Here is a 17645-nt window from a genome sequence, read left to right as displayed (position 1 = left end):
CTACGCCATCTGCTTGCTCCGCAGCTGCTCCAGGGCCTGCTTCAGGTAGCCGCGGAACACCCCGTAGTTCTCGCTCATGGGGAAGTGCCCGATCTCCTTCATCTCGATGAACGAGGCGTTCTTGATCTGAGCGGCGGTGCGCCGGCCGTCCTCCGGGGTGGTGAGGTAGTCGTACTCGCCGGTCAGCATCACCACCGGGCACCGCTCGCCGTCGATCGCCCCGAGCTTGTCCCGCAGGTCGTGGTCGACCGAGTAGAAGTACAGGTCGCCCTTGAACGCCTCGGAACCCTGGCTGTAGTAGAACCAGGTCTTCCAGCGGTCGGCCACCGGCGACTGCGGTGCCATCAGGTCCCAGACGCCGCTCGCGCACACCTGCGCAGCGTTGGCGTGCGGGTGCTGCCACCAGTCGAGGTAGAAGCCGGGGGAGTAGTCCGCGCCTTCCACCGGGATCACGCCCGCGAACCGCTCCGGATACCGCAGGGCGAGCTGCAGTGCGATGTTGCCGCCGAACGAGGAGCCCATGAAGATCGGCTGCTCCAGCTCGAGGGCGTCGCAGAGAGCCACGATGAACTTCGCGTAGTGGTCGGCCGTGAGCTTGTACTCCTCGGTCCACCACTCGCTGTTCTCCGGCGGGTCCGACTTGCCGTGCCGCGGCAGGTCGTAGGCGATCACCCGGTAGTTCGCGGTGATGTCCTCGTCCTCGAGCAGGCCGCGCCACTGGTGGTTGTGGCAGCCCGCCGTGTGCTGGCACACGAGCGGCGTGCCGGATCCGTTCTCCAGATAGAAGACCTTGTACTGCAGCCCGTCGACATCCACGTCGACGTAGTGCCCCGTCACCGGGGAAATCCTCGCCATGATCGATTCCTCTCCGTTTCGGGATGTCAGACGGGAACGCCGACGCCGCGCAGCAACTCGATCTGGCGCGTCAGACAGCGGAGGTTCTGCATCAGGACGAGGATGTCGCCCTCCAGCTTCATGTCACGCTGGAAGGTGGCCGCCCAGATGCCGTGGTACATCGGCGGAGGTGTTGCCACGCCGAAGTTCCGCCACGTCTCGGCACTGGCCCGGATCGCGAACTGGTAAGGCACGTCGAGTGGGCCGGGATCCACTGCGACCTGGGCGACCTTCCCCGAGACGACGCGCACCGCGAAGGTGTGCTCCGCCATGTCGAGCAGGTAGGCGCACGTGAAGTACTTGCCGTGGGCCTGGATCTCCGGATCCTGGTCGTTGGCTTCGATGAACGCCCGGGCCCAGTCGGCGGGCGCCGGGGCTTGGGTAGCGGTGGCCATCCGGGTACTCCTCTCTGAGCGGTTCGCCGTCAATCTGACTCCCCGCCGGATGCGCCGGTCCAATACCTGTCGTGCACCGACCGATAGTTCGCAGCAATTGGTCCGAACGCGGATCACCGGCCTATCGTCGGCAGGGTGCACACGCCGTTGGAGCTGCGTCTCCTGCGCTACTTCGTCGCGGTAGCGGAGGAGTTGCACTTCGGTCGGGCAGCGGCCCGGCTGCACATCGCGCAACCCTCGCTGAGCGTGCAGATTCGCAAGCTCGAACACGGTATCGGCACCGCGTTGCTGCTACGCACCAGCAGGCACGTCGAGCTGACTGCTGCGGGCGAGGTGTTGCTCTGCGAGGCCAGGCGACTGCTCGACGCCGCCGATCGCGCGGCGGAGTTGACCCGCGCCGCGGCGCACGGGGCACGCGGCTCGCTCGTGGTGGGCTTCCAGGCCAACGCCGCGGCGGAGCTCACACCGAAGATCCTCTCCGCGTTCCAGGTGCGCCACCCGGGCATCCAGGTCGAGATGCGCTCGCACGACTTCTCCGACCCGTACGTCGGCCTGGCCACGGGCAGCTCGGACGTCGCCTTCGTGCGGCCGCCGCTGCTGATGCAGGACTGGCTGGCCATCGAGACCCTGTTCGTCGAGCCGCGGTTGCTCGTGGTGTCGAGCGAGTGCTCGCTGGCGCAGTTCGCCGAGGTCACCCTCGAACAGCTCGCCGATCAGCCCTTCGTCGCGCGCCGGGCACCGGACTACTGGCGCGACTTCTGGCTCGCCACCGACGCCCGTGACGGCCGGCCGGTGCGACTGGGCGCCGAGGTGACCACGGTGGACGAGTGCTTCGAGGCCATCCTGGCCCGGCGTGGGATGGCCTTCACCCAGGCGTCCACCCAGCGCTTCTACGACCGGCCGGGCCTTGCGTTCATCCCGGTGCGGGAGCTGTCCGCCTCCTCGTTGTCCATCGCGTGGCGCACGGACATGGACGTGCCGGTGGTCCACCGGTTCGTCGAGACGGCACGGGCGGCCGCTGCGTGGCCGTCCGTGCCGGGTGATCTGAACTCGTCGGCCCTGGGTGCCCTCGGCAGCTGAGAACGCGCGAGCCCGGCTACCTCACCACGCGCAACCTGGTGCGGGCAGTGGCCTGCGCGGCGAGCGCGGACAGCGTGCAGGGAAACCGTGCGCTGGGTGTGCCGCACCCACCCCGTGTGCACCCGCGGCACCTGCCGGTTCCGTCGTCGACGTGATCTGCGAGCAGCCGCGCCGCCACGTCCGGCATCGCTGCGATCGTGGCAACCAGGGCCGCCCACGAGACCTGCGGGTCACTCGCCACGTCGGGCCTCCCCGCGTCGAGAGCTGATCTCCCGCTCGTCCGGAGGAGCGTCAGCTCTGTACTCACCGGTCACGTCTCCCCCAGGGTCTCGCCCGCTCGGAACGTTCAGAATCGTACCGAACGAAGCCTACCTGTGACGAGTCGAGATTGTTGCGCTGAGTTGAGACGTTCGCTCAGTCTGAACTGGAGCATCTACATCGGCTCTGACCAGCGCCTAACGTTGAGAACGTGGAGGACCTGGTGAGCACCGGAGACCTCGCGAAGGCTCTGGGAGTCTCGCGGGGAGCTGTGATCCGCTGGGTGAACGCGGGGCTCATCACGCCCGATGTGACCACGCCGGGCGGACACCACCGCTGGGACGTCAAGCGCGTGCGCGAGCAGTTGCGTGGGCAGCGGAAGCGCGACGAGTAGGACGCGGCCTGCGCTCGTGCCGGCGAGGGCTCGAACGAACGATTGCAAACGCCGCGCCGGGAAGCGCACACACCGCTGCTGATCAGCGCCTACCGTCCGCAGCGTGGAACTAGTGAGCACCGGGGCACTCGCGAAGGCGCTCGGCGTCTCGCGCGCTGCCGTGAACAGGTGGGTGGGCACCGGCCTGCTCGTACCGGACGTCACCACACCCGGCGGCCACCACCGGTGGGACGTCGACCGTGTGCGGGAGCAGCTCGGCGGGAGAGACGGCGTACTGGGCGAGGCTCCAGGCGGTCGCTACGCCGTGGTGTGCGCCGTTGCGCACCACGCCTTGTCCACGCCGGCCGATGCCACTCCGCGCGATACGCAGGAGTGAGCCGCCAGCGCGGGCAACCGATCGGGGTCCGGTCACTCCGGCTCTTTTCTGCCGGCCGCCAGCACGGCATGCCGTGCCCGGCAGGAGAGCTGCGCCACCAGAAACTCCAGCGGTCCGTCAGCCAGGAACCGTCGCCACAGCACGGCGAACAGCAACGCACCGACGAGCAGCACCGGGTACTGCTCGGCAGGGCTGCGCCCCAGCGCGCCGGTGGCGAGCACCACCACGAACCCGCAGTAGAGCGTGAGCACCATCGTTCCGACAGCCGTGAACGGCCGCAACAGACATTCCGTCGCGCGAGTGCGCACCAGGAGTATCGCGACCGCGAGCATCACGACCGCTGAGCCGAGGCTGTTGATGCTGCGAATGAGATAGACCCAGCCGTGCGAACGCGATGCCGGAAAGGCGAGCCACCACACCCACGAGACGGCCACGACTGCGAGCCCGCCGATCAGCACTCCGCGGGTGAGCTCCGCCGACGACAGGTCCATGCGGCCGATGGCAAGCCCCGTGCAGATCGAGGCGAGATAGATGAGCACGGGATAGGGACCCGTGACGAAAACGTCGATGAGCAGCCCGGACGGATCGGCGACCACGGTCGAGAAGGTGGGATTCCCCTGGAGCCGCGGGACGCTGCTGTCGAGCGTGGAGGCCACCATGATCGGCGTGATGAGCAGCACCACCGCCGCGAAGCGGACCAGGAACCATGGCCGACGCCCCAGGAACAGGGTGGTGATCAGCACGAGCACGCCGTAATAGGGGAGGACGACCGGCACGGCGTCACGGAATCCGAGTGCGAGACCGATCGCCGCGATCAGCACGGCCTGCACGGCAACCTCCGCACGGGCGCAAGCGCGGTGCCGACGATCCGGGATCCGGCATCCCCCCGAGGTCAGCGCGAGGCTGACGCCCGCGACCAGCGCGAACGCCACCGCGGGACAGTCACCTGCGCTCATGGGCCCCAGTGCCGATAGCCCGTTGCCGGGCGCGGCACGGAACGCGCCGGCCGCCATCAGGCCGAGTAGAGCGAGGCCTCTGGCCAGGTCGACACCGGTGCGGGGGCCTCGCACGGATGCACAGGCCCCCGCTTCGGGCTCTCCGTCAGACACCCGCCGTCCCTACGGTCACCCGTCCGATCGGTCGGGTGAGGTCGAGCTTGTGCGCGTGGTCGTCCCGGACCTCGACAGCCGGATTGCCGCCCCACCGGGCGTCGGAGGGGATCTCCTCGCCCTTCATGACATAGGCATGCGGCTCGATCACGACGTCGTCGCCGACCGTCGTGCCGTAGTTCAGCCACGCCCCGGTGCCCACGGTGACGCGGGAGCCGAGCGTGATGTAGCCGGACTTGAAGATGCCGTCCTCCTGGGAGTGGCCCTGGAGCTCTGACGACTGGTTGACCGTGCAGTCATCACCGATGGTGACGAGAGAACGCTCGGTGAGGAAGATGCCGTCATCGAAGAAGCGGCGCCCGACCCGCACACCGAGCATGCGCCACAGCAAACTCTTGAACGGCGTGCCGTTGAACAGCATGTAATAGTCTTGCCAGTTGGCCTTCCAGTATCGTTCGTGCTTTCGGAAATACGGGTCGTAGATCGAACAGTACTGCGGTCGCAACTTTCTGAATCGTGGAGTCACGAGGCGTTCGGTGAGCACCCAGACGATGATCAGCCACAGCGGGTAGGACAACCCGGACAATGCAACTGCCAGCAGGGCGTTGCCTTCCTCGTAGACCGTCGAGAGGACTCCGACGAGAACCAGCGTGGAGAGCAGGAAGGACCACCGCAGGAACAGGAAGAGCAATATGGTGACGATGTTGTGTCTGTTCTTGGCGCTGAGGCCGCGACGTTCGTCGGACCGGCCCAGGCGTTGCGCCTTGTCCCGTGCGACGGTCCGTGGGATCGGGAAGGCGGGAGCACCCATGAGTCCGGTGTTCTCCAGGAGCGGGCCGTCGATCGGGATCATGGTCTTCGATCCGATGAGGCAGTTGTCGCCCACTCTTCCCTGAGGGATGAAGTAGAGATTGTTCCCGACGAAGCTGTTGGCCCCGATCCTCGTTCGCGAAAGACGGAACGAGGTACTCGAGAGCTCGGCATTGAGCATCGCCTGAACGTCGGCCACCATCGTCCCGCTCCCGATCGTGACCAGATAGGGATTGTCGTGCCTGACCTTCGTGCCGAAGTTGGACCCGGTCTGCACGACCGTGGAGAGATCGTATCCGATCCAGCGAAGGTAGGGGACCACGTACGAGCTGTCGCCGAAGACGTTCAACAGGAACTGACTGTTGGTCAGTCGCGCGATCGCGGTATGGATCCCGTAGTGGAAGCCGAACAAGGGATACTCCGTATCCGGCTCGATCATGCGGTTGAGCAGCCGGGGAATCGTCCCGACGGCCAGTACCGCGAGCACGAGAGTGCCACCGACGATCACCGCGGAGACGGTGGCCAAGTCGCGATAGAAGGACCAGGTGGCGAGCGCCCCCGGCTCGGGGTCCAGGAGCCTGGTCAACTGCGGGATCCTGTCGACAGCCAGAGTCAGCAGGCCGGTGGTCAGTGGGACGGAGACGACGAATATGCCCAGCAGTTGCGAGATTCCGAAGGACATCGCTCTGCGTCTGGATCCCGGGATCTGCGCGACCATCCGATAGTTCGCGTCCGTGCGCTCCGGCGGGGATCCGTGCCAGCTTTCGCCGGCAGGCACGATCTGCCCCTGATGGAGCGAGGAGACGTGTCCGAGCTGGGCGCCGTCACCCATGGATGCTCCGATGTCGATCAGCGACGCCTCGCCGACGAACACGTCCTTCCCGAGATGAACAGGACCCGTCTGGATCATCCCGTCGTGCGCCCGATAGCAGGAGATCAAGGCTTCGTTCCGGATGACCGTTCCCGCGCCGATCGTGAGTAGGTCGGTGCAGACGGGCAGGGTCCGGGTGTAGATCGCGACGCCGGGGCCGATCTTCGCGCCCAGTGCCCGGAGATAGAAGTTGATGATCGGGGACGTCGCGGTGGTACGCGACCGGCCGCCGACGAACAGCACGAGTGGATTCGACCGGGTCAACGTCTTGACGAGCCAGAAGCGGACGTAGGCCAGGCTCCAGACCGGGAACTCCTCGGCCTTCCACCGCCCGATCAGCACCCACTTCGCGATGATCGGGAGGATGCACATCGCGAGAACGGCGGCGTCGCCGTACACGGCCGCCCGCAGGAACAGCTCGACCACGTTCGGGGCGGCGGAGATCCAGTCGTCGCCCACCTGGGCGGCCGCCTCGGTGACGGCGAGGTACACGACGAACACGAGGAGCTGGATCACTCCGCAGAGCACGTACATCGGGGTGCCGGCCCGTCGGCGCGCCGCGGGTTCCGCGGGCGCCTCCTCGGGTGCCGGCGTCGCCGGGGCGGCGGACATCGTGCCTTCGACGGCCTTGGTCAGGCTCCTGATCGTCGGGTGCGTGTAGACGTCCTTGATCGTCACTGCCGGAAGGTCGGGCCGTTTTCGGACGCGAGCGCAGAACCGGGCCATGACCATCGAGTCGGCGCCGAGATCGTGGAAGAAGTTGCTGTCGACCGTCGCCTGCTTCACGCCTACGACGTCGGTCAGGAGGCTCAGGAGTGCATGTTCCGTGCCGATCGGCGGGCCGGTCGTCGGGCTGCCCCGGCCGGCGGCGACCCGGGGGCGTGGTGAGGGTTTCGGTGCGGGCGGCACCGTCGCCACCGGAGCGGTGGGCACCGTCTCCGCGAGCGCCGCCGCCAGACTTCTGATCGTCGGGTGCAGATAGACGTCCTTGATCGTCGCCGTCGGAAGGTCGGGTCGTTTTCGGATGCGGGCGCAGAATCGGGCCATGACCATCGAGTCGGCGCCGAGGTCGTGGAAGAAGTTGCTGTCGACCGTTGCGTGCTCCGTGCGTGCGACGTCCGTCAGGATCTCCAGTAACGCCTTTTCGGCGCCGGTTGCCGGGCTGCCTCCGTCCACAATCATTCCGGCCGAGTGTGCTAAATTACCCGGCCGCATTTCTCTTCCGATTTCAGACATGGTCCCTCATTGATGACGAAAGTGATCGATGCCGACAACGGTCACGGGGTGCGATTCCCGATCGCAGTACCTGGGTGTTCTCGAACTGGCCGCGCTTCTGGATCCGGGCGGCCCGCGCGACGGAACCGGGCCATCATCATAGGATGAGTGTCCAGGTCCATGTAGAGGTGATCGTCGGCTGTCCGTGATGCCGGTCATCGGGTCGGAGTGCTCGAGTGGGAGCGGATGGCATCGGAATCCTCCCGAGGGAGGCCGTGTTCAATTCTCCGATTCGGACACCACGTCTCTCTCGGCGCGTATGTCTCGACCGCACCGAAGTGGCCATGCGAGCCTATGGTGCGCCGGAGAGTCCTGATTTCCGCGCACTCTCGGTACTGGCATGCCACTAGAATTCGGGTCGAGTTATCCGAGGGCTAGACGCTTCCTCTGCTATTACTCATACTAATTTCAGCGAGGCTGATCGATGCCGTCGGGCTGTGTTCGTTTTCTGTAGCACGTTAACGGTAGCGATCCGGAAAAAAGGTACTCGCGCCGCCAGCCGGCCGGCGTCATCCCGTACTTCCGCCGGAACGCCCGTTCGAACGTACTGAGGTCGAGGAACCCGACGGCACCCGCGATGCTCGACATCGTAAGCCGGTGGTGCCTCGGGTCGATCAGCATCACCTGTGCCGCGAGCAGCCGCTGCTCGCGAAGGTAGGCGCCGGGCGTCGTCCCGATTCGTTCGAACAGGCTGTACGCATAGCGCACCGATATGTGGTGCCGGCGCGCCAGCTCCGCGACTCGCAGCTGCGGGTCGGCCAGGTGCGTACGAACGTGCGTCCGCATCATGTCGAGCAGCACCTGCTCGGGGCCGTCCCCGCCCGGTACGGAGGGTGTGGCGTCGCGAAGCGCCATGGCAAGCAGATCGATCGCGGCGCGCCCGGCGTCCAGCCGCTGCGGGCCGGTGAGGTCGTCGGCTGCGTCGAACAACCGGCCGAGGTAGGTGGACAGCATCTGCATGGCCGGGGCTGAGGCGTCCACGTTGCGCGCACAGGCCTCGGTGATCTCGGAGGTGCGGAGCGGGAGCAGCTCGCGTGGGAAACGCAGGTTCAGGCACCGCTCCGTCAACGAGGCCCGCTCGTAGCGGCTACGTGCCTCGTGCAAAATGCCCGAACCAGCCGCCATCCCGGCGAGGCGGTCATGTTGGCGGACGTGGCCCTGGTCAGCCATCTGCCATACGGAGAAGTGCAGCAGATTGTCGACCGACGCTCTCGCTGCCGTGCGGCCGGTCGGGACCACGGATATCTGCCCTCGGAAATGCGACCGGGAGAGGGTGAGGGTCTCACCCAGCTCCTGGACTTCCGCCCGGCCGCGAAAGCCGGGGCCCGTGCGGGCGATCACCGGTGTGTAGATCTGCCTGGCGACGTCTTCGAACTCCTCACCGGAGAACTCCCAAATCTGCACGGCCCCGAGGCTAGTTACGCGCCATGTACCCAGGCGGCAGCACGGCAAGTGCTCTTAGTGCTACCCGGACGTCCGGGTCGGCGCCTGCGCGGCGAGCAGCCTCGTGGTCTGCGCGGTGGCGGGCCCGCGCTACTCCCGCACCGCGCGCAGGTCCAGGACGAGCTCGTCGGGCGCGCCGTCCACGAGACGCACGGGGATGCCCCAGTCCTGCTGGTAGCGGTGGCACGCGGCGAACACCCCGTCGCCGTCGTCGCAGGCGGCGGCCGCCACGCTGATCTGGAGCACGCCCTCGACCGGCCCGTCGGGAGCGAACCGCACCTCTCGCACCAGCCCTGTGGCCGTGCCGGCGCCGGCAGTGAGCAACTCAGGCGGCGAGGCCGTGACGGTCAACGACGTCGGCTCACCGAAGCGCGTGTCGAGGTGCTGCCCGGTGGGCGGCATGAAGTCGATCCGCAGTGACAGTCCGCCGGGCGCGAGGTCGGTGCGGGCTCGCCGCACGCGGTGCGCGCCCCGGTCCACCCGCGAGCTCGCCGGCACGGGCACCCGTACGAGCCGGTGCGCCGCAGACTCCACCACCACCAGCGCGTCGCCGTCGACGAGGAGGTCGCTCGGCTCCTGCAGGTCCCGCGCCAGCGTGCCGACCGTGCGCGTGCCGGGGTCGTACCGGCGGATCGCGCCGTTGTAGGTGTCGGCGATCGCCACCGACCCGTCGGGGAGCACCGCGACGCCGAGCGGGTGCTGCAGCAGTGCGGGTTCGTCGCCGGTGTCGGCCGGTCCGTCCCGGAACCCGAAGTCGAACAGACCCAGCCCGACGGCCGTCGTCACCGCCGCTCCGACTGAGGGCCGGTCGACCACCGCACGCAGCGCGGACGTCTCGGCGTCGGCCACCCAGAGCGTCCCGTCCGGGGCGACCGCGAGCCCGGACGGCTGCGCGAAGAACGCCTCGTCCGGCGGCCCGTCGCGCAGGCCCTCGTTGGTCGTGCCGGCGAGCACAGTGACCGCGCAGGAGACGGGATCGAAGGACCACAGCTGGTGGTTGCCCGCCATCGCGACGACGATCCGGTCCTCCCACCAGGCGAGATCCCACGGCGTCGACAGCTCGGCCGCTGACGCGCCGACATCCACCCGCTCGCGCAGCTGGGCACCCGTTCCGGCCACGGTCGTCACGTGGCCGTCGTCGAGCCGCACCCCGCGCAGGGCGTGGTTGGCGCTGTCGGCGACCACGATGTCGTAGCCGGTGGCGGCGGCCACCGCGTCGGGCAGCAGCACGAGACCGAGCGGTTCGGCGAACCGCGGCTCGTCCCCGTCGGCCAGGCCGCGTTCGCCGGTGCCGATGCGCCGCCGCTCGGTGACGAGGTCGGTGTCCAGCTCGACGAGCTGGTGATGCGCGGTGTCGGACACGAGGAGCGTGCCGCCGGGCAACCGGATCGCCTTCCCGGGGAAACGCAGGGCCGTGGTCGGCTCCGGCGGCGCCACGTACGGCCCGTCGCCGCGATGCAGCGTGCCGGCGGCCTCGTGCTCGGCCACCAGCTCCTCGATCAGCACGGTCAGCCCGTTCGCGTGCCCTTCACCGGACATCTGCGCCACGACGTACCCGGTCGGGTCGATGACGGCCAGGGTCGGCCAGGCCCGCGCGGCGTAGGCGTCCCACGTGGTGAGCTCCGGGTCGTCGAGCACCGGGTGATGCACGCCGTAGCGCTCCACCGCGGCCTCGACGGCGTCCGGGTCGGCCTCGTGCACGAACTTCGGGGAGTGCACACCGATCGTCACCAGCACGTCGGCGAACCGCTCCTCCAGCTCCCGTAGCTCGTCGACCACGTGCAAGCAGTTGACGCAACAAAATGTCCAGAAGTCGAGCAAGACGATCTTGCCGCGCAGCGTCGCGAGGGAGAGCGGCTCACCACCCGTGTTCAACCAGCGGCGTCCGGTGAGCTCCGGTGCCCGCACCCGTGATCGGCCCATGAGCGGGCCAACACGACGAGGTGCGCGAGTGTTCCGCGCCGCCGTCAGACTGGGGGAGTGCCGGAACTGCCCGAGGTGGAGAGCGCGCGTCAGGCCCTCGAAGGCGCCCTGGACCGGGAGATCCAGGCCGTCGACGACAGCGACGAATGGGTCAGCCGCCCGCATCGTCCCGGTGACATCGCACGGGCGCTCGTCGGGGGCCGGCTCGTGGCGGCGCACCGCCGCGGCAAGACGATGTGGCTCGACACCGTCGGCCCGGACGGCGAGGCCGGTCCGCCGCTCGGCGTCCACCTCGGGATGGGTGGGCGCATCATCGTCACGGGCCCCGACGGCGAGCGCGGTGGCGGAGAGCCGGTGCGTCCCGACCGCACCCCGCGCAAGGCCGAGTGGGACCGCTTCACGATGACGTTCACCGATGGCGGGCAGCTGCGGCTGTTCGACAAGCGCCGCCTCGGGCGCGTCCGCCTGGACCCCGATATCTCGCTGCTCGGCCCCGACGCCGAGACGATCACGCGCGAGGAGTTCCGCACCCGCGTCGGGCGGGGGCGGGCGCCGGTGAAGGCGCGGCTGCTCGACCAGTCCGTGCTCGCCGGCGTGGGCAACCTGCTCGCCGACGAGATCCTGTGGCAGGCCGCCGTGTCGCCATCGGCGCCTGCCGGTGATCTGGACGGCGACACCCTTGACCGGCTGTACGCGGCGATGCAGCGGGCGATCGCCGCCGCGATCACGAACGGCGGCGCGCACACCGGCGAGGTGTTCCCGTTCCGCCACGGGGACGCGTCCTGCCCGCGCTGCGGCGCACCGATGGTGCACGGCACGGTCGGGGGACGTACGACGTGGTGGTGCTCGGCGGAACAGTCCTGACGCAGTGCGGGCGGCCCCGGCTCGCACGAGCGGCGCGTTCGCGCGGATTTATCGGACCGGAGTGCCGTCCGTATGCGCCGACCGGCTCTGCACGTAGTTCCACACCGCCACGCACAGCGCGAGCCAGGCCGCGCCGACGAGCCAGCCCGCCACCACGTCGCTGAACCAGTGCACGCCCAGATAGACCCGGGTGGCGCCCACCGCGCCCACCCACGCGACGGCGGCCACCACCAGCACCACACGGGTCAGGACGGAGGAGCCTGCCCACGCGAGAACGACGATGGTGCCGATCACCACGATCGACATCGTCGCGTGCCCCGAGGGCAGCGACTCGTTCCCCGCGTCGACCAGCCGGTCCGCAATCGGCGGCCGCGGGCGGCCGAACAGGTCCTTCAACACGTTGAACAGGGCTGCGGATCCGGCCATGGCGACGATGGCGAGCACCGCGTCCGCGCGGCGCCCCCGGTACCAGCACCAGCCCGCGACGACGACGGCCAGGACGGCCATCGACGTGGTGTTCCCGATGTTCGTGACGAACACAGCCAACTGGGTGAGACCACCGGAGCGGACCTCGATCGACTCGCTCAGCAGCGCCGAATCCGCCAGCGCTGGTCCGCCACCGGTGAACGCGGCGTACAGGCCCGCTGCGGCGGCGAACGCCAGCAATGCCGTGACGAGTGCGCCGGTTCCCGGCTGCGGTGCGGGGACGAGCACCCGCTCGCGAAGACCGGCGGGTGCTGCGTCGTCGAGTCCGGAGCCGGCGGACGCGTGCCCGGCTACGTCGTCGATCCGCAGCTGCCGGCCGGGCGGGACCACGCTCGCGCCGCCGGCCGGATCAGCGGGGGCCGGAGCGGTGGCCCGGTGCGCATCGGTGGCGTCCGCGACCGTGTCGGCCGCGGCACCGTCGACCGGGCCGCCGTCCTCCTCCTGCACGTCAGTCATCGCTCCATAGTGCCCGGGTCGTCTCCGCCCGGCCCGATGACCAGGCCGGACTGTGGGCCGAGGGGCTCACCCGGAGCGGTGGCGCCACTCCCGGTAGCGGCGGATCCCCGCCGCGGTGGAGCTGTCGAGCCCGCTGGTGTCGGCCTGCGGCTCGGTGAGCACCGGGCCGAGCTGCCGGGCCAGCACCTTGCCCAGCTCCACACCCCACTGGTCGAACGAGTCGATGCCCCAGATGGTGCCCTCGACGAACGTCATGTGCTCGTAGAACGCGATGAGCTGCCCGAGCACCGACGGGGTGAGCTTTCGCGCCATGATCGTGGAGGACGGCCGGTTTCCTGGCATCACCTTGTGGGGCACGATCTCCGCCGGGGTGCCCTCGGCCGCGATCTCCTGTGCGGTCTTGCCGAACGCCAGCGCCGAGGTCTGGGCGAACAGGTTCGACATGAAGAGGTCGTGCATGTCGCCGTTCGTGCCGCCGTCGGGCACCGGCACCACGTGGATCGGCTCGGCGAACCCGATGAAGTCGGCGGGCACGAGCCGCCTGCCCTGGTGCAGCAGCTGGTAGAAGGCGTGCTGCCCGTTGGTGCCCGGCTCGCCCCAGAAGATCTCGCCGGTGACGGTGGTGACGGCCGAGCCGTCGCCACGCACCGACTTGCCGTTGCTCTCCATCGTGAGCTGCTGGAGGTAGGCGGGCAGCCGGTGCAGGTACTGGCTGTAGGGCAGGACGGCGTGGGTCTGGGCGCCGAAGAAGTTCGTGTACCAGACGTTGAGCAGCCCGGCGATGGCCGGCAGGTTCTGCTCGAGCGGGGACGTGCGGAAATGCTCGTCGATCGCGTGCATGCCGGCGAGGAACTCGTCGAACTGCTCCTTGCCGATGGCGACCATGAGCGAAAGCCCGATCGCGGAGTCGAGGGAGTAGCGCCCGCCGACCCAGTCCCAGAAGCCGAACATGTTCTCTTCGTCGATGCCGAAGGCGCTCACCTCCTTCGCGTTCGTCGAGACCGCCACGAAGTGCTTGGCCACGGCCGACTCGTCGCCGCCCAGCCCGTCCAGCAGCCACTTCCGCGCGACGTGCGCGTTGGTCAGCGTCTCGAGCGTGGTGAAGGTCTTGGAAGAGATGACGAACAGCGTGGTGGCGGGGTCGAGGTCGCGCGTGGCCTCGGAGATGTCGTTCGGGTCGATGTTGGAGACGAAGCGCATCGTCAGGTCGCGGTCGGCGTAGGCCTTGAGTGCCTCGTAGGCCATCACCGGACCCAGGTCGGAGCCGCCGATGCCGATGTTGACGACGGCGCGGATCCGCTCGCCGGTGTGGCCCGTCCACTTCCCGGTGCGGATCGCGTCGGAGAAGGCGCCCATCCGGTCCAGCACCGTGTGCACGTCGGCCACGACGTCCTGGCCGTCCACCACCAGGGAGGCGTCCCGCGGCAGGCGCAGCGCCGTGTGCAGCACCGCCCGGTTCTCGCTGGTGTTGATGTGCTCACCCGAGAACATCGCCTCGGTGCGCTCGGGCAGCCCGGCCGCGCGGGCGAGGGCGGCCAGCAGCGGCAGGGTGTCGCGGGTGATGCGGTTCTTGGAGTAGTCGAGGACGAGGTCGGCACCGGTCGTCGTCATCGCGTTCGCGCGATCGGAGTCGGTGTCGAACAGCTCACGCAGGTGCAGGCCGGCCACGGCCTTGTGGTGCTCGGCCAGCGCGGACCACTCGGCGGTTGTCGTGATGTCGGTTGCAGGCACGTCTGTCATCCTGCCGCCAATCAGGTCTTGGCGGGTGTGGGGACACTCTCCTGGGCACCGAGGGTGTGCTCCCACAACGCGATGCCGCCGAGCAGGCCAGAGATGTTCGGCACCAGTGTGCGGTTCGGCCCGATCTTGTCCTCGTCGAGCCGCTTGGCGTTGCCGCCGCCGATATAGGTGTGGTCGGGCAGAACCATCGCCTCGAGCGCGTCGAGGGCGTTCATCACGCGCTTGCGCCAGTGCTCCTTGCCGACCTTGTGCCGCTGGTTGTCGCCGCAGGCCACCTCGATGGACAGGCCGTCACCGAAGCGCCCGTGCGACAACTCCATGTGCGGCAGCAGCATGCCGTCGAAGAAGACCGCGCAGCCGACGCCGGTGCCGAGGGTGATCACGAGCTCCATGCCCTGACCACTGATGGCGGCGCTGCCCTGCACGTCGGCATCGTTGGCGACCCGTGTCGGCTTGCCGAAGCGCTTCTCGAGGGCGGTCTCGAGCTCGAAGCCCGTCCACTGCTCCACCAGCTCCGGATCCGGGTCCTGGCCGGGCCCGCGCCGGGAGAACGCGGGCACCTCGCGAACCCTGCCCCGGCGGATCGCGCCGGGAAAGCCGACGGACACGCGGTCGTAGGTGGGCTGGGTGGCGGCCAGCTCGGCCAGCTCGTCGAGCAGGACCGGTGGCGTGCACGGATACGGCGTCTCACGGCGCTGACGATCGGAGAGCATCTCGCCCTTCGGGGACAGCAACGAGGCCTTGAGCCCCGAGCCTCCGACGTCGATCGCCAGGGTGAGCGGTCCCTCCATGGCTCAGTCCTCCTCGTGCCGTTCCTCGTTCGCACGGTAGTAGGGCCCATCGACAGCTGTCAGCGCGTGGACTTCACGGAGGCCGATGAGTACAGGCGCGGCGGCCAAACTCTCTGTAGCCGATCACGCGGCGGCAGGTACTCCTGCTGCGGCGAACGTGGCCGTCGAGACTCGCCGTCACTGCGGCGGCCGCCGATCGGCGGCAAGAACCCAGGCGAACGGCGGATCGGACGCGGCAACCGGTCGACTGTCGAACAAATGCGCGATCGAACCGGTGTGGCTACTGCTCATCGCCGATGGCGGTACGGCCGCCGAGCCCATTGCGTGACCTTGCGTGATCATCTGCACACGTGGGGTTGACTGTCGTTACGCACCGAGTCAGGTTGATCACCCAGTGCTTCGGAGGACCCCGATGAACCGAGCCCTCTCCCCGCCCGCGCGCGACTGGGCACTCCTGCTGGCGCGCGTCCTCATCGGCGTCGTCATGTTCGCCCACGGGTATCAGAAGTTGATCATCAACGGAATCGGCCGCACGACCGAGGGATTCGAAAGCCTGAGCATCCCGCTCGCGATCATCTCCGCGTCGTTCGTGACGGTGGTGGAGTTCGCAGGCAGCGTCATGCTCATCGCTGGAGCGCTCACGCCGGTGGTGTGCGCGTTGATGCTCGTGATCATGGTCGGGGCCGGTGTCTTCGTCCACATCCCCAACGGCATCTTCGTCGCCAACGGTGGGTGGGAACTCGTCGGTGTCATCGCAGCCGGGCTGATCGCCATCGCCGCCACGGGGCCTGGCCGCTACAGCGTCGACCACATGGTGCGCATGCGGCAGCAGCAGCACCGGCGTGACATGCAGCCACCCACCCGGCGCGCTGCGGCGCACACGGAGTCCTCGATCTGGCGCAGCACTCCGGTCAGGGGCAGGTCGGAAGCCTGACGCCGCGGTCCCCGGCCGCGCGCTCCTCGCCGAGAGGCGGGCGAAGCGCGCGGACTCCTGGTATCACGCGTCAGCGCGCGGTTCCGCCGCATGCCGGATGGCGGCCGCCGACCCGACGTCCACCGGGTCGGCGGCAGGCCGTCGCCACGGCAGGTGGTTGAACAGCAGGTTCAGAAGGAAGGCCACGATCACGCACGAGGTGATCGAGGAGCCGACGATGATCTCGAAGGCGCCCGGCACCTTCGCGTAGAACGACGGCGCCACCACGGGGAGCATCCCGACGCCGATCGAGACGGCCACGATCATGAGGTTGCTCGTGCCCTCGAACCGCACCTTGTGCAGCGTGCGGATGCCGACGGCGGTGACGGTCGCGAACATGATCAGCCCGGCGCCCCCGACCACGGGGCCGGGCAGCGACGCCACCACCTCGCCGAACTTGGGCACGAGGCCCAGCAGCAGCAGGATCGCGCCTGCCACGGCCGGGACGAACCGGCTCCGCACGCCGGTGAGCTGCACCAGGCCGACGTTCTGCGCGAAGATCGTGTCCGGGAACGAGTTGAGCACGCCCCCGAGCACGCCGGAGAACCCGTCGGCGGCCAGCCCGCGCGCGATCCGCCCGGGTGACAGCCGCTCACCCGTGGTCTCGCTGATCGCGAGCATGTCGGCGGTCGACTCGGCGAAGATCACCAGCATCACCACGCACATGGAGATCACGCCGGCGATCGGGAACTCCGGTGCCCCGAAGAGGAACGGCGGGGAGACCCCGAACCAGGGTGTTTCGGCGACGCCGGAGAAGTCCGTGAGGCCCATCGGGATCGCCACCAGCGCCCCGATGACGAGCCCGGTGAGCACGGCGATCTGGCTGATGAACCCCCGCACGAACCGCGTGATGAGGATGATGACCAGCACGATCCCTCCGGCGAGCGCCAGCCCGGAGAGGTTGCCGTAATCGGGGGCGGTCGGGTCGTTCCCGGCGATCAGCCCCGCCGCCGCCGAGATCAGCGAGAGTCCGATGATCGTGATGACGCTGCCGGTCACGACGGGCGGGAAGAACCGGATGATCCTCGAGAACGGCACGGCGATCAGCAGCCCGAAGATCCCCGAGACGATCATCGATCCGTAGACCCCGGGCAGACCGAAGTTCTGTCCGATCAGGATCATCGGGGTGACCGCGGTGAACGTGGCGCCGGTCACCACCGGCAGCCGCACACCGAGAATCTTCCCGATCCCGAGGGTCTGGATCAGCGTGATGATCCCCGCGACCACGAGATCGGCGTTCACCAGTAGCCCGATCGTTCGGGTGTCCAGCTGCAGCGCTGTGCCGACGATCAGCGGCACGGCGACGCACCCCGCGTACATCACGAGGACGTGCTGCACACCCAGCACCAGAAGGCGCCCTGTGGGCGGCACCTCGTCGACCGGGCTCGTCGCGGCGATGGGTTGCACGTCGGTCATGAGCCCGCCTCTCATCGTGGTGCGATGACCGTAAGCGAGGTTGTCGAGTCCGTGTGACGGGGCCGGAAATGCGTGCATGCCTCGGTGCGAG

17 protein-coding genes are annotated in these 17645 nt (G+C 68.7%); 6 read left to right on the top strand and 11 right to left on the bottom strand.

Annotation, left to right across the window (positions count from 1 at the left end; translation table 11 throughout):
* Together ACQPZQ_RS32480 and ACQPZQ_RS32475 are read right to left on the bottom strand one after the other, a co-directional pair.
* Positions 1-855, bottom strand: coding sequence for an alpha/beta fold hydrolase (locus tag ACQPZQ_RS32480; protein WP_433287162.1), 855 nt, complete (start codon positions 853-855; stop codon positions 1-3).
* Positions 856-881: 26 nt separating this feature from the next.
* Positions 882-1289, bottom strand: coding sequence for a hypothetical protein (locus tag ACQPZQ_RS32475; protein WP_433287160.1), 408 nt, complete (start codon positions 1287-1289; stop codon positions 882-884).
* 135 nt (positions 1290-1424) lie between these two features.
* Here ACQPZQ_RS32475 and ACQPZQ_RS32470 point away from each other — a divergent pair, with 135 nt between their 5' ends.
* Positions 1425-2369, top strand: a complete 945-nt coding sequence (locus tag ACQPZQ_RS32470; RefSeq protein ID WP_433287158.1) for a LysR substrate-binding domain-containing protein — start codon at positions 1425-1427, stop codon at positions 2367-2369.
* A gap of 16 nt (positions 2370-2385) precedes the next feature.
* On the opposite strand, the gene ACQPZQ_RS32465 is transcribed toward ACQPZQ_RS32470, so the two are convergent.
* Positions 2386-2610 carry a hypothetical protein gene (locus tag ACQPZQ_RS32465; RefSeq protein WP_433287156.1) on the bottom strand — a complete coding sequence of 75 codons (225 nt, stop codon included), beginning with the start codon at positions 2608-2610 and terminating at the stop codon, positions 2386-2388.
* A gap of 228 nt (positions 2611-2838) precedes the next feature.
* On the opposite strand from ACQPZQ_RS32465, the gene ACQPZQ_RS32460 reads away from it, so the two are divergent.
* Together ACQPZQ_RS32460 and ACQPZQ_RS32455 are read left to right on the top strand one after the other, a co-directional pair.
* Positions 2839-3021 carry a MerR family DNA-binding transcriptional regulator gene (locus ACQPZQ_RS32460; RefSeq protein WP_241042043.1) on the top strand — a complete coding sequence of 61 codons (183 nt, stop codon included), beginning with the start codon at positions 2839-2841 and terminating at the stop codon, positions 3019-3021.
* Positions 3022-3124: 103 nt separating this feature from the next.
* On the top strand, positions 3125-3397 hold the full coding sequence (locus tag ACQPZQ_RS32455) for a hypothetical protein (RefSeq protein ID WP_433287154.1): 273 nt from the start codon (positions 3125-3127) through the stop codon (positions 3395-3397).
* Between the two features lie 32 nt (positions 3398-3429).
* Here the strand turns inward: ACQPZQ_RS32455 and ACQPZQ_RS32450 are convergent, their stop codons facing one another.
* From ACQPZQ_RS32450 to ACQPZQ_RS32435, 4 genes are all read right to left on the bottom strand, one after another.
* Positions 3430-4506, bottom strand: a complete 1077-nt coding sequence (locus ACQPZQ_RS32450) for a DUF418 domain-containing protein (RefSeq protein ID WP_433287152.1) — start codon at positions 4504-4506, stop codon at positions 3430-3432.
* Positions 4499-7423 carry a Pls/PosA family non-ribosomal peptide synthetase gene (locus ACQPZQ_RS32445; protein ID WP_433287150.1) on the bottom strand — a complete coding sequence of 975 codons (2925 nt, stop codon included), beginning with the start codon at positions 7421-7423 and terminating at the stop codon, positions 4499-4501. Before ACQPZQ_RS32445 ends, ACQPZQ_RS32450 begins: the two co-directional genes overlap by 8 nt.
* A 447-nt stretch (positions 7424-7870) precedes the next feature.
* Positions 7871-8866 carry a helix-turn-helix domain-containing protein gene (locus ACQPZQ_RS32440; protein ID WP_433287149.1) on the bottom strand — a complete coding sequence of 332 codons (996 nt, stop codon included), beginning with the start codon at positions 8864-8866 and terminating at the stop codon, positions 7871-7873.
* Between the two features lie 129 nt (positions 8867-8995).
* Positions 8996-10828, bottom strand: a complete 1833-nt coding sequence (locus tag ACQPZQ_RS32435; protein ID WP_433287147.1) for an NHL domain-containing thioredoxin family protein — start codon at positions 10826-10828, stop codon at positions 8996-8998.
* 57 nt (positions 10829-10885) lie between these two features.
* Here ACQPZQ_RS32435 and ACQPZQ_RS32430 point away from each other — a divergent pair, with 57 nt between their 5' ends.
* Positions 10886-11692 (top strand): DNA-formamidopyrimidine glycosylase family protein, encoded by an 807-nt coding sequence (locus ACQPZQ_RS32430; RefSeq protein WP_433287145.1) that lies wholly within the window; start codon positions 10886-10888, stop codon positions 11690-11692.
* A gap of 48 nt (positions 11693-11740) precedes the next feature.
* On the opposite strand, the gene ACQPZQ_RS32425 is transcribed toward ACQPZQ_RS32430, so the two are convergent.
* The 3 genes from ACQPZQ_RS32425 to ACQPZQ_RS32415 form a co-directional block, all read right to left on the bottom strand.
* Positions 11741-12634, bottom strand: coding sequence for a phosphatase PAP2 family protein (locus tag ACQPZQ_RS32425; RefSeq protein WP_433287143.1), 894 nt, complete (start codon positions 12632-12634; stop codon positions 11741-11743).
* Between the two features lie 66 nt (positions 12635-12700).
* Complete coding sequence (gene pgi, locus ACQPZQ_RS32420) at positions 12701-14374, bottom strand: glucose-6-phosphate isomerase (RefSeq protein ID WP_433287141.1); 1674 nt, start codon at positions 14372-14374, stop codon at positions 12701-12703.
* Between the two features lie 11 nt (positions 14375-14385).
* Positions 14386-15165, bottom strand: a complete 780-nt coding sequence (locus ACQPZQ_RS32415; protein ID WP_433287139.1) for an ROK family protein — start codon at positions 15163-15165, stop codon at positions 14386-14388.
* 85 nt (positions 15166-15250) lie between these two features.
* On the opposite strand from ACQPZQ_RS32415, the gene ACQPZQ_RS32410 reads away from it, so the two are divergent.
* Positions 15251-15493, top strand: coding sequence for a hypothetical protein (locus ACQPZQ_RS32410; RefSeq protein ID WP_433287137.1), 243 nt, complete (start codon positions 15251-15253; stop codon positions 15491-15493).
* 84 nt (positions 15494-15577) lie between these two features.
* Positions 15578-16099 carry a DoxX family protein gene (locus ACQPZQ_RS32405; protein ID WP_433287136.1) on the top strand — a complete coding sequence of 174 codons (522 nt, stop codon included), beginning with the start codon at positions 15578-15580 and terminating at the stop codon, positions 16097-16099.
* A gap of 63 nt (positions 16100-16162) precedes the next feature.
* Here the strand turns inward: ACQPZQ_RS32405 and ACQPZQ_RS32400 are convergent, their stop codons facing one another.
* Positions 16163-17554 (bottom strand): nucleobase:cation symporter-2 family protein, encoded by a 1392-nt coding sequence (locus ACQPZQ_RS32400; RefSeq protein WP_433287134.1) that lies wholly within the window; start codon positions 17552-17554, stop codon positions 16163-16165.
* Positions 17555-17645 lie beyond the last annotated feature (91 nt).

Origin of the sequence: Pseudonocardia sp. CA-142604, from assembly GCF_050948475.1 — a bacterium.
Taxonomy (GTDB): Bacteria; Actinomycetota; Actinomycetes; order Mycobacteriales; family Pseudonocardiaceae; genus Pseudonocardia; species Pseudonocardia alaniniphila.
This window is presented reverse-complemented; position numbering and strand designations above follow the sequence as displayed.

What these genes read in the sequence shown, in the direction of transcription:
- ACQPZQ_RS32480 (WP_433287162.1), bottom strand. Translation starts at nt 855, where the DNA reads ATGGCGAGGATTTCCCCGGTGACGGGGCACTACGTCGACGTGGATGTC.
- ACQPZQ_RS32475 (WP_433287160.1), bottom strand. Translation starts at nt 1,289, where the DNA reads ATGGCCACCGCTACCCAAGCCCCGGCGCCCGCCGACTGGGCCCGGGCG.
- ACQPZQ_RS32445 (WP_433287150.1), bottom strand. Translation starts at nt 7,423, where the DNA reads ATGTCTGAAATCGGAAGAGAAATGCGGCCGGGTAATTTAGCACACTCG.
- ACQPZQ_RS32435 (WP_433287147.1), bottom strand. Translation starts at nt 10,828, where the DNA reads ATGGGCCGATCACGGGTGCGGGCACCGGAGCTCACCGGACGCCGCTGG.
- ACQPZQ_RS32425 (WP_433287143.1), bottom strand. Translation starts at nt 12,634, where the DNA reads ATGACTGACGTGCAGGAGGAGGACGGCGGCCCGGTCGACGGTGCCGCG.
- pgi (WP_433287141.1), bottom strand. Translation starts at nt 14,374, where the DNA reads ATGACAGACGTGCCTGCAACCGACATCACGACAACCGCCGAGTGGTCC.
- ACQPZQ_RS32415 (WP_433287139.1), bottom strand. Translation starts at nt 15,165, where the DNA reads ATGGAGGGACCGCTCACCCTGGCGATCGACGTCGGAGGCTCGGGGCTC.
- ACQPZQ_RS32410 (WP_433287137.1), top strand. Translation starts at nt 15,251, where the DNA reads ATGAGTACAGGCGCGGCGGCCAAACTCTCTGTAGCCGATCACGCGGCG.
- ACQPZQ_RS32405 (WP_433287136.1), top strand. Translation starts at nt 15,578, where the DNA reads ATGAACCGAGCCCTCTCCCCGCCCGCGCGCGACTGGGCACTCCTGCTG.
- ACQPZQ_RS32400 (WP_433287134.1), bottom strand. Translation starts at nt 17,554, where the DNA reads ATGACCGACGTGCAACCCATCGCCGCGACGAGCCCGGTCGACGAGGTG.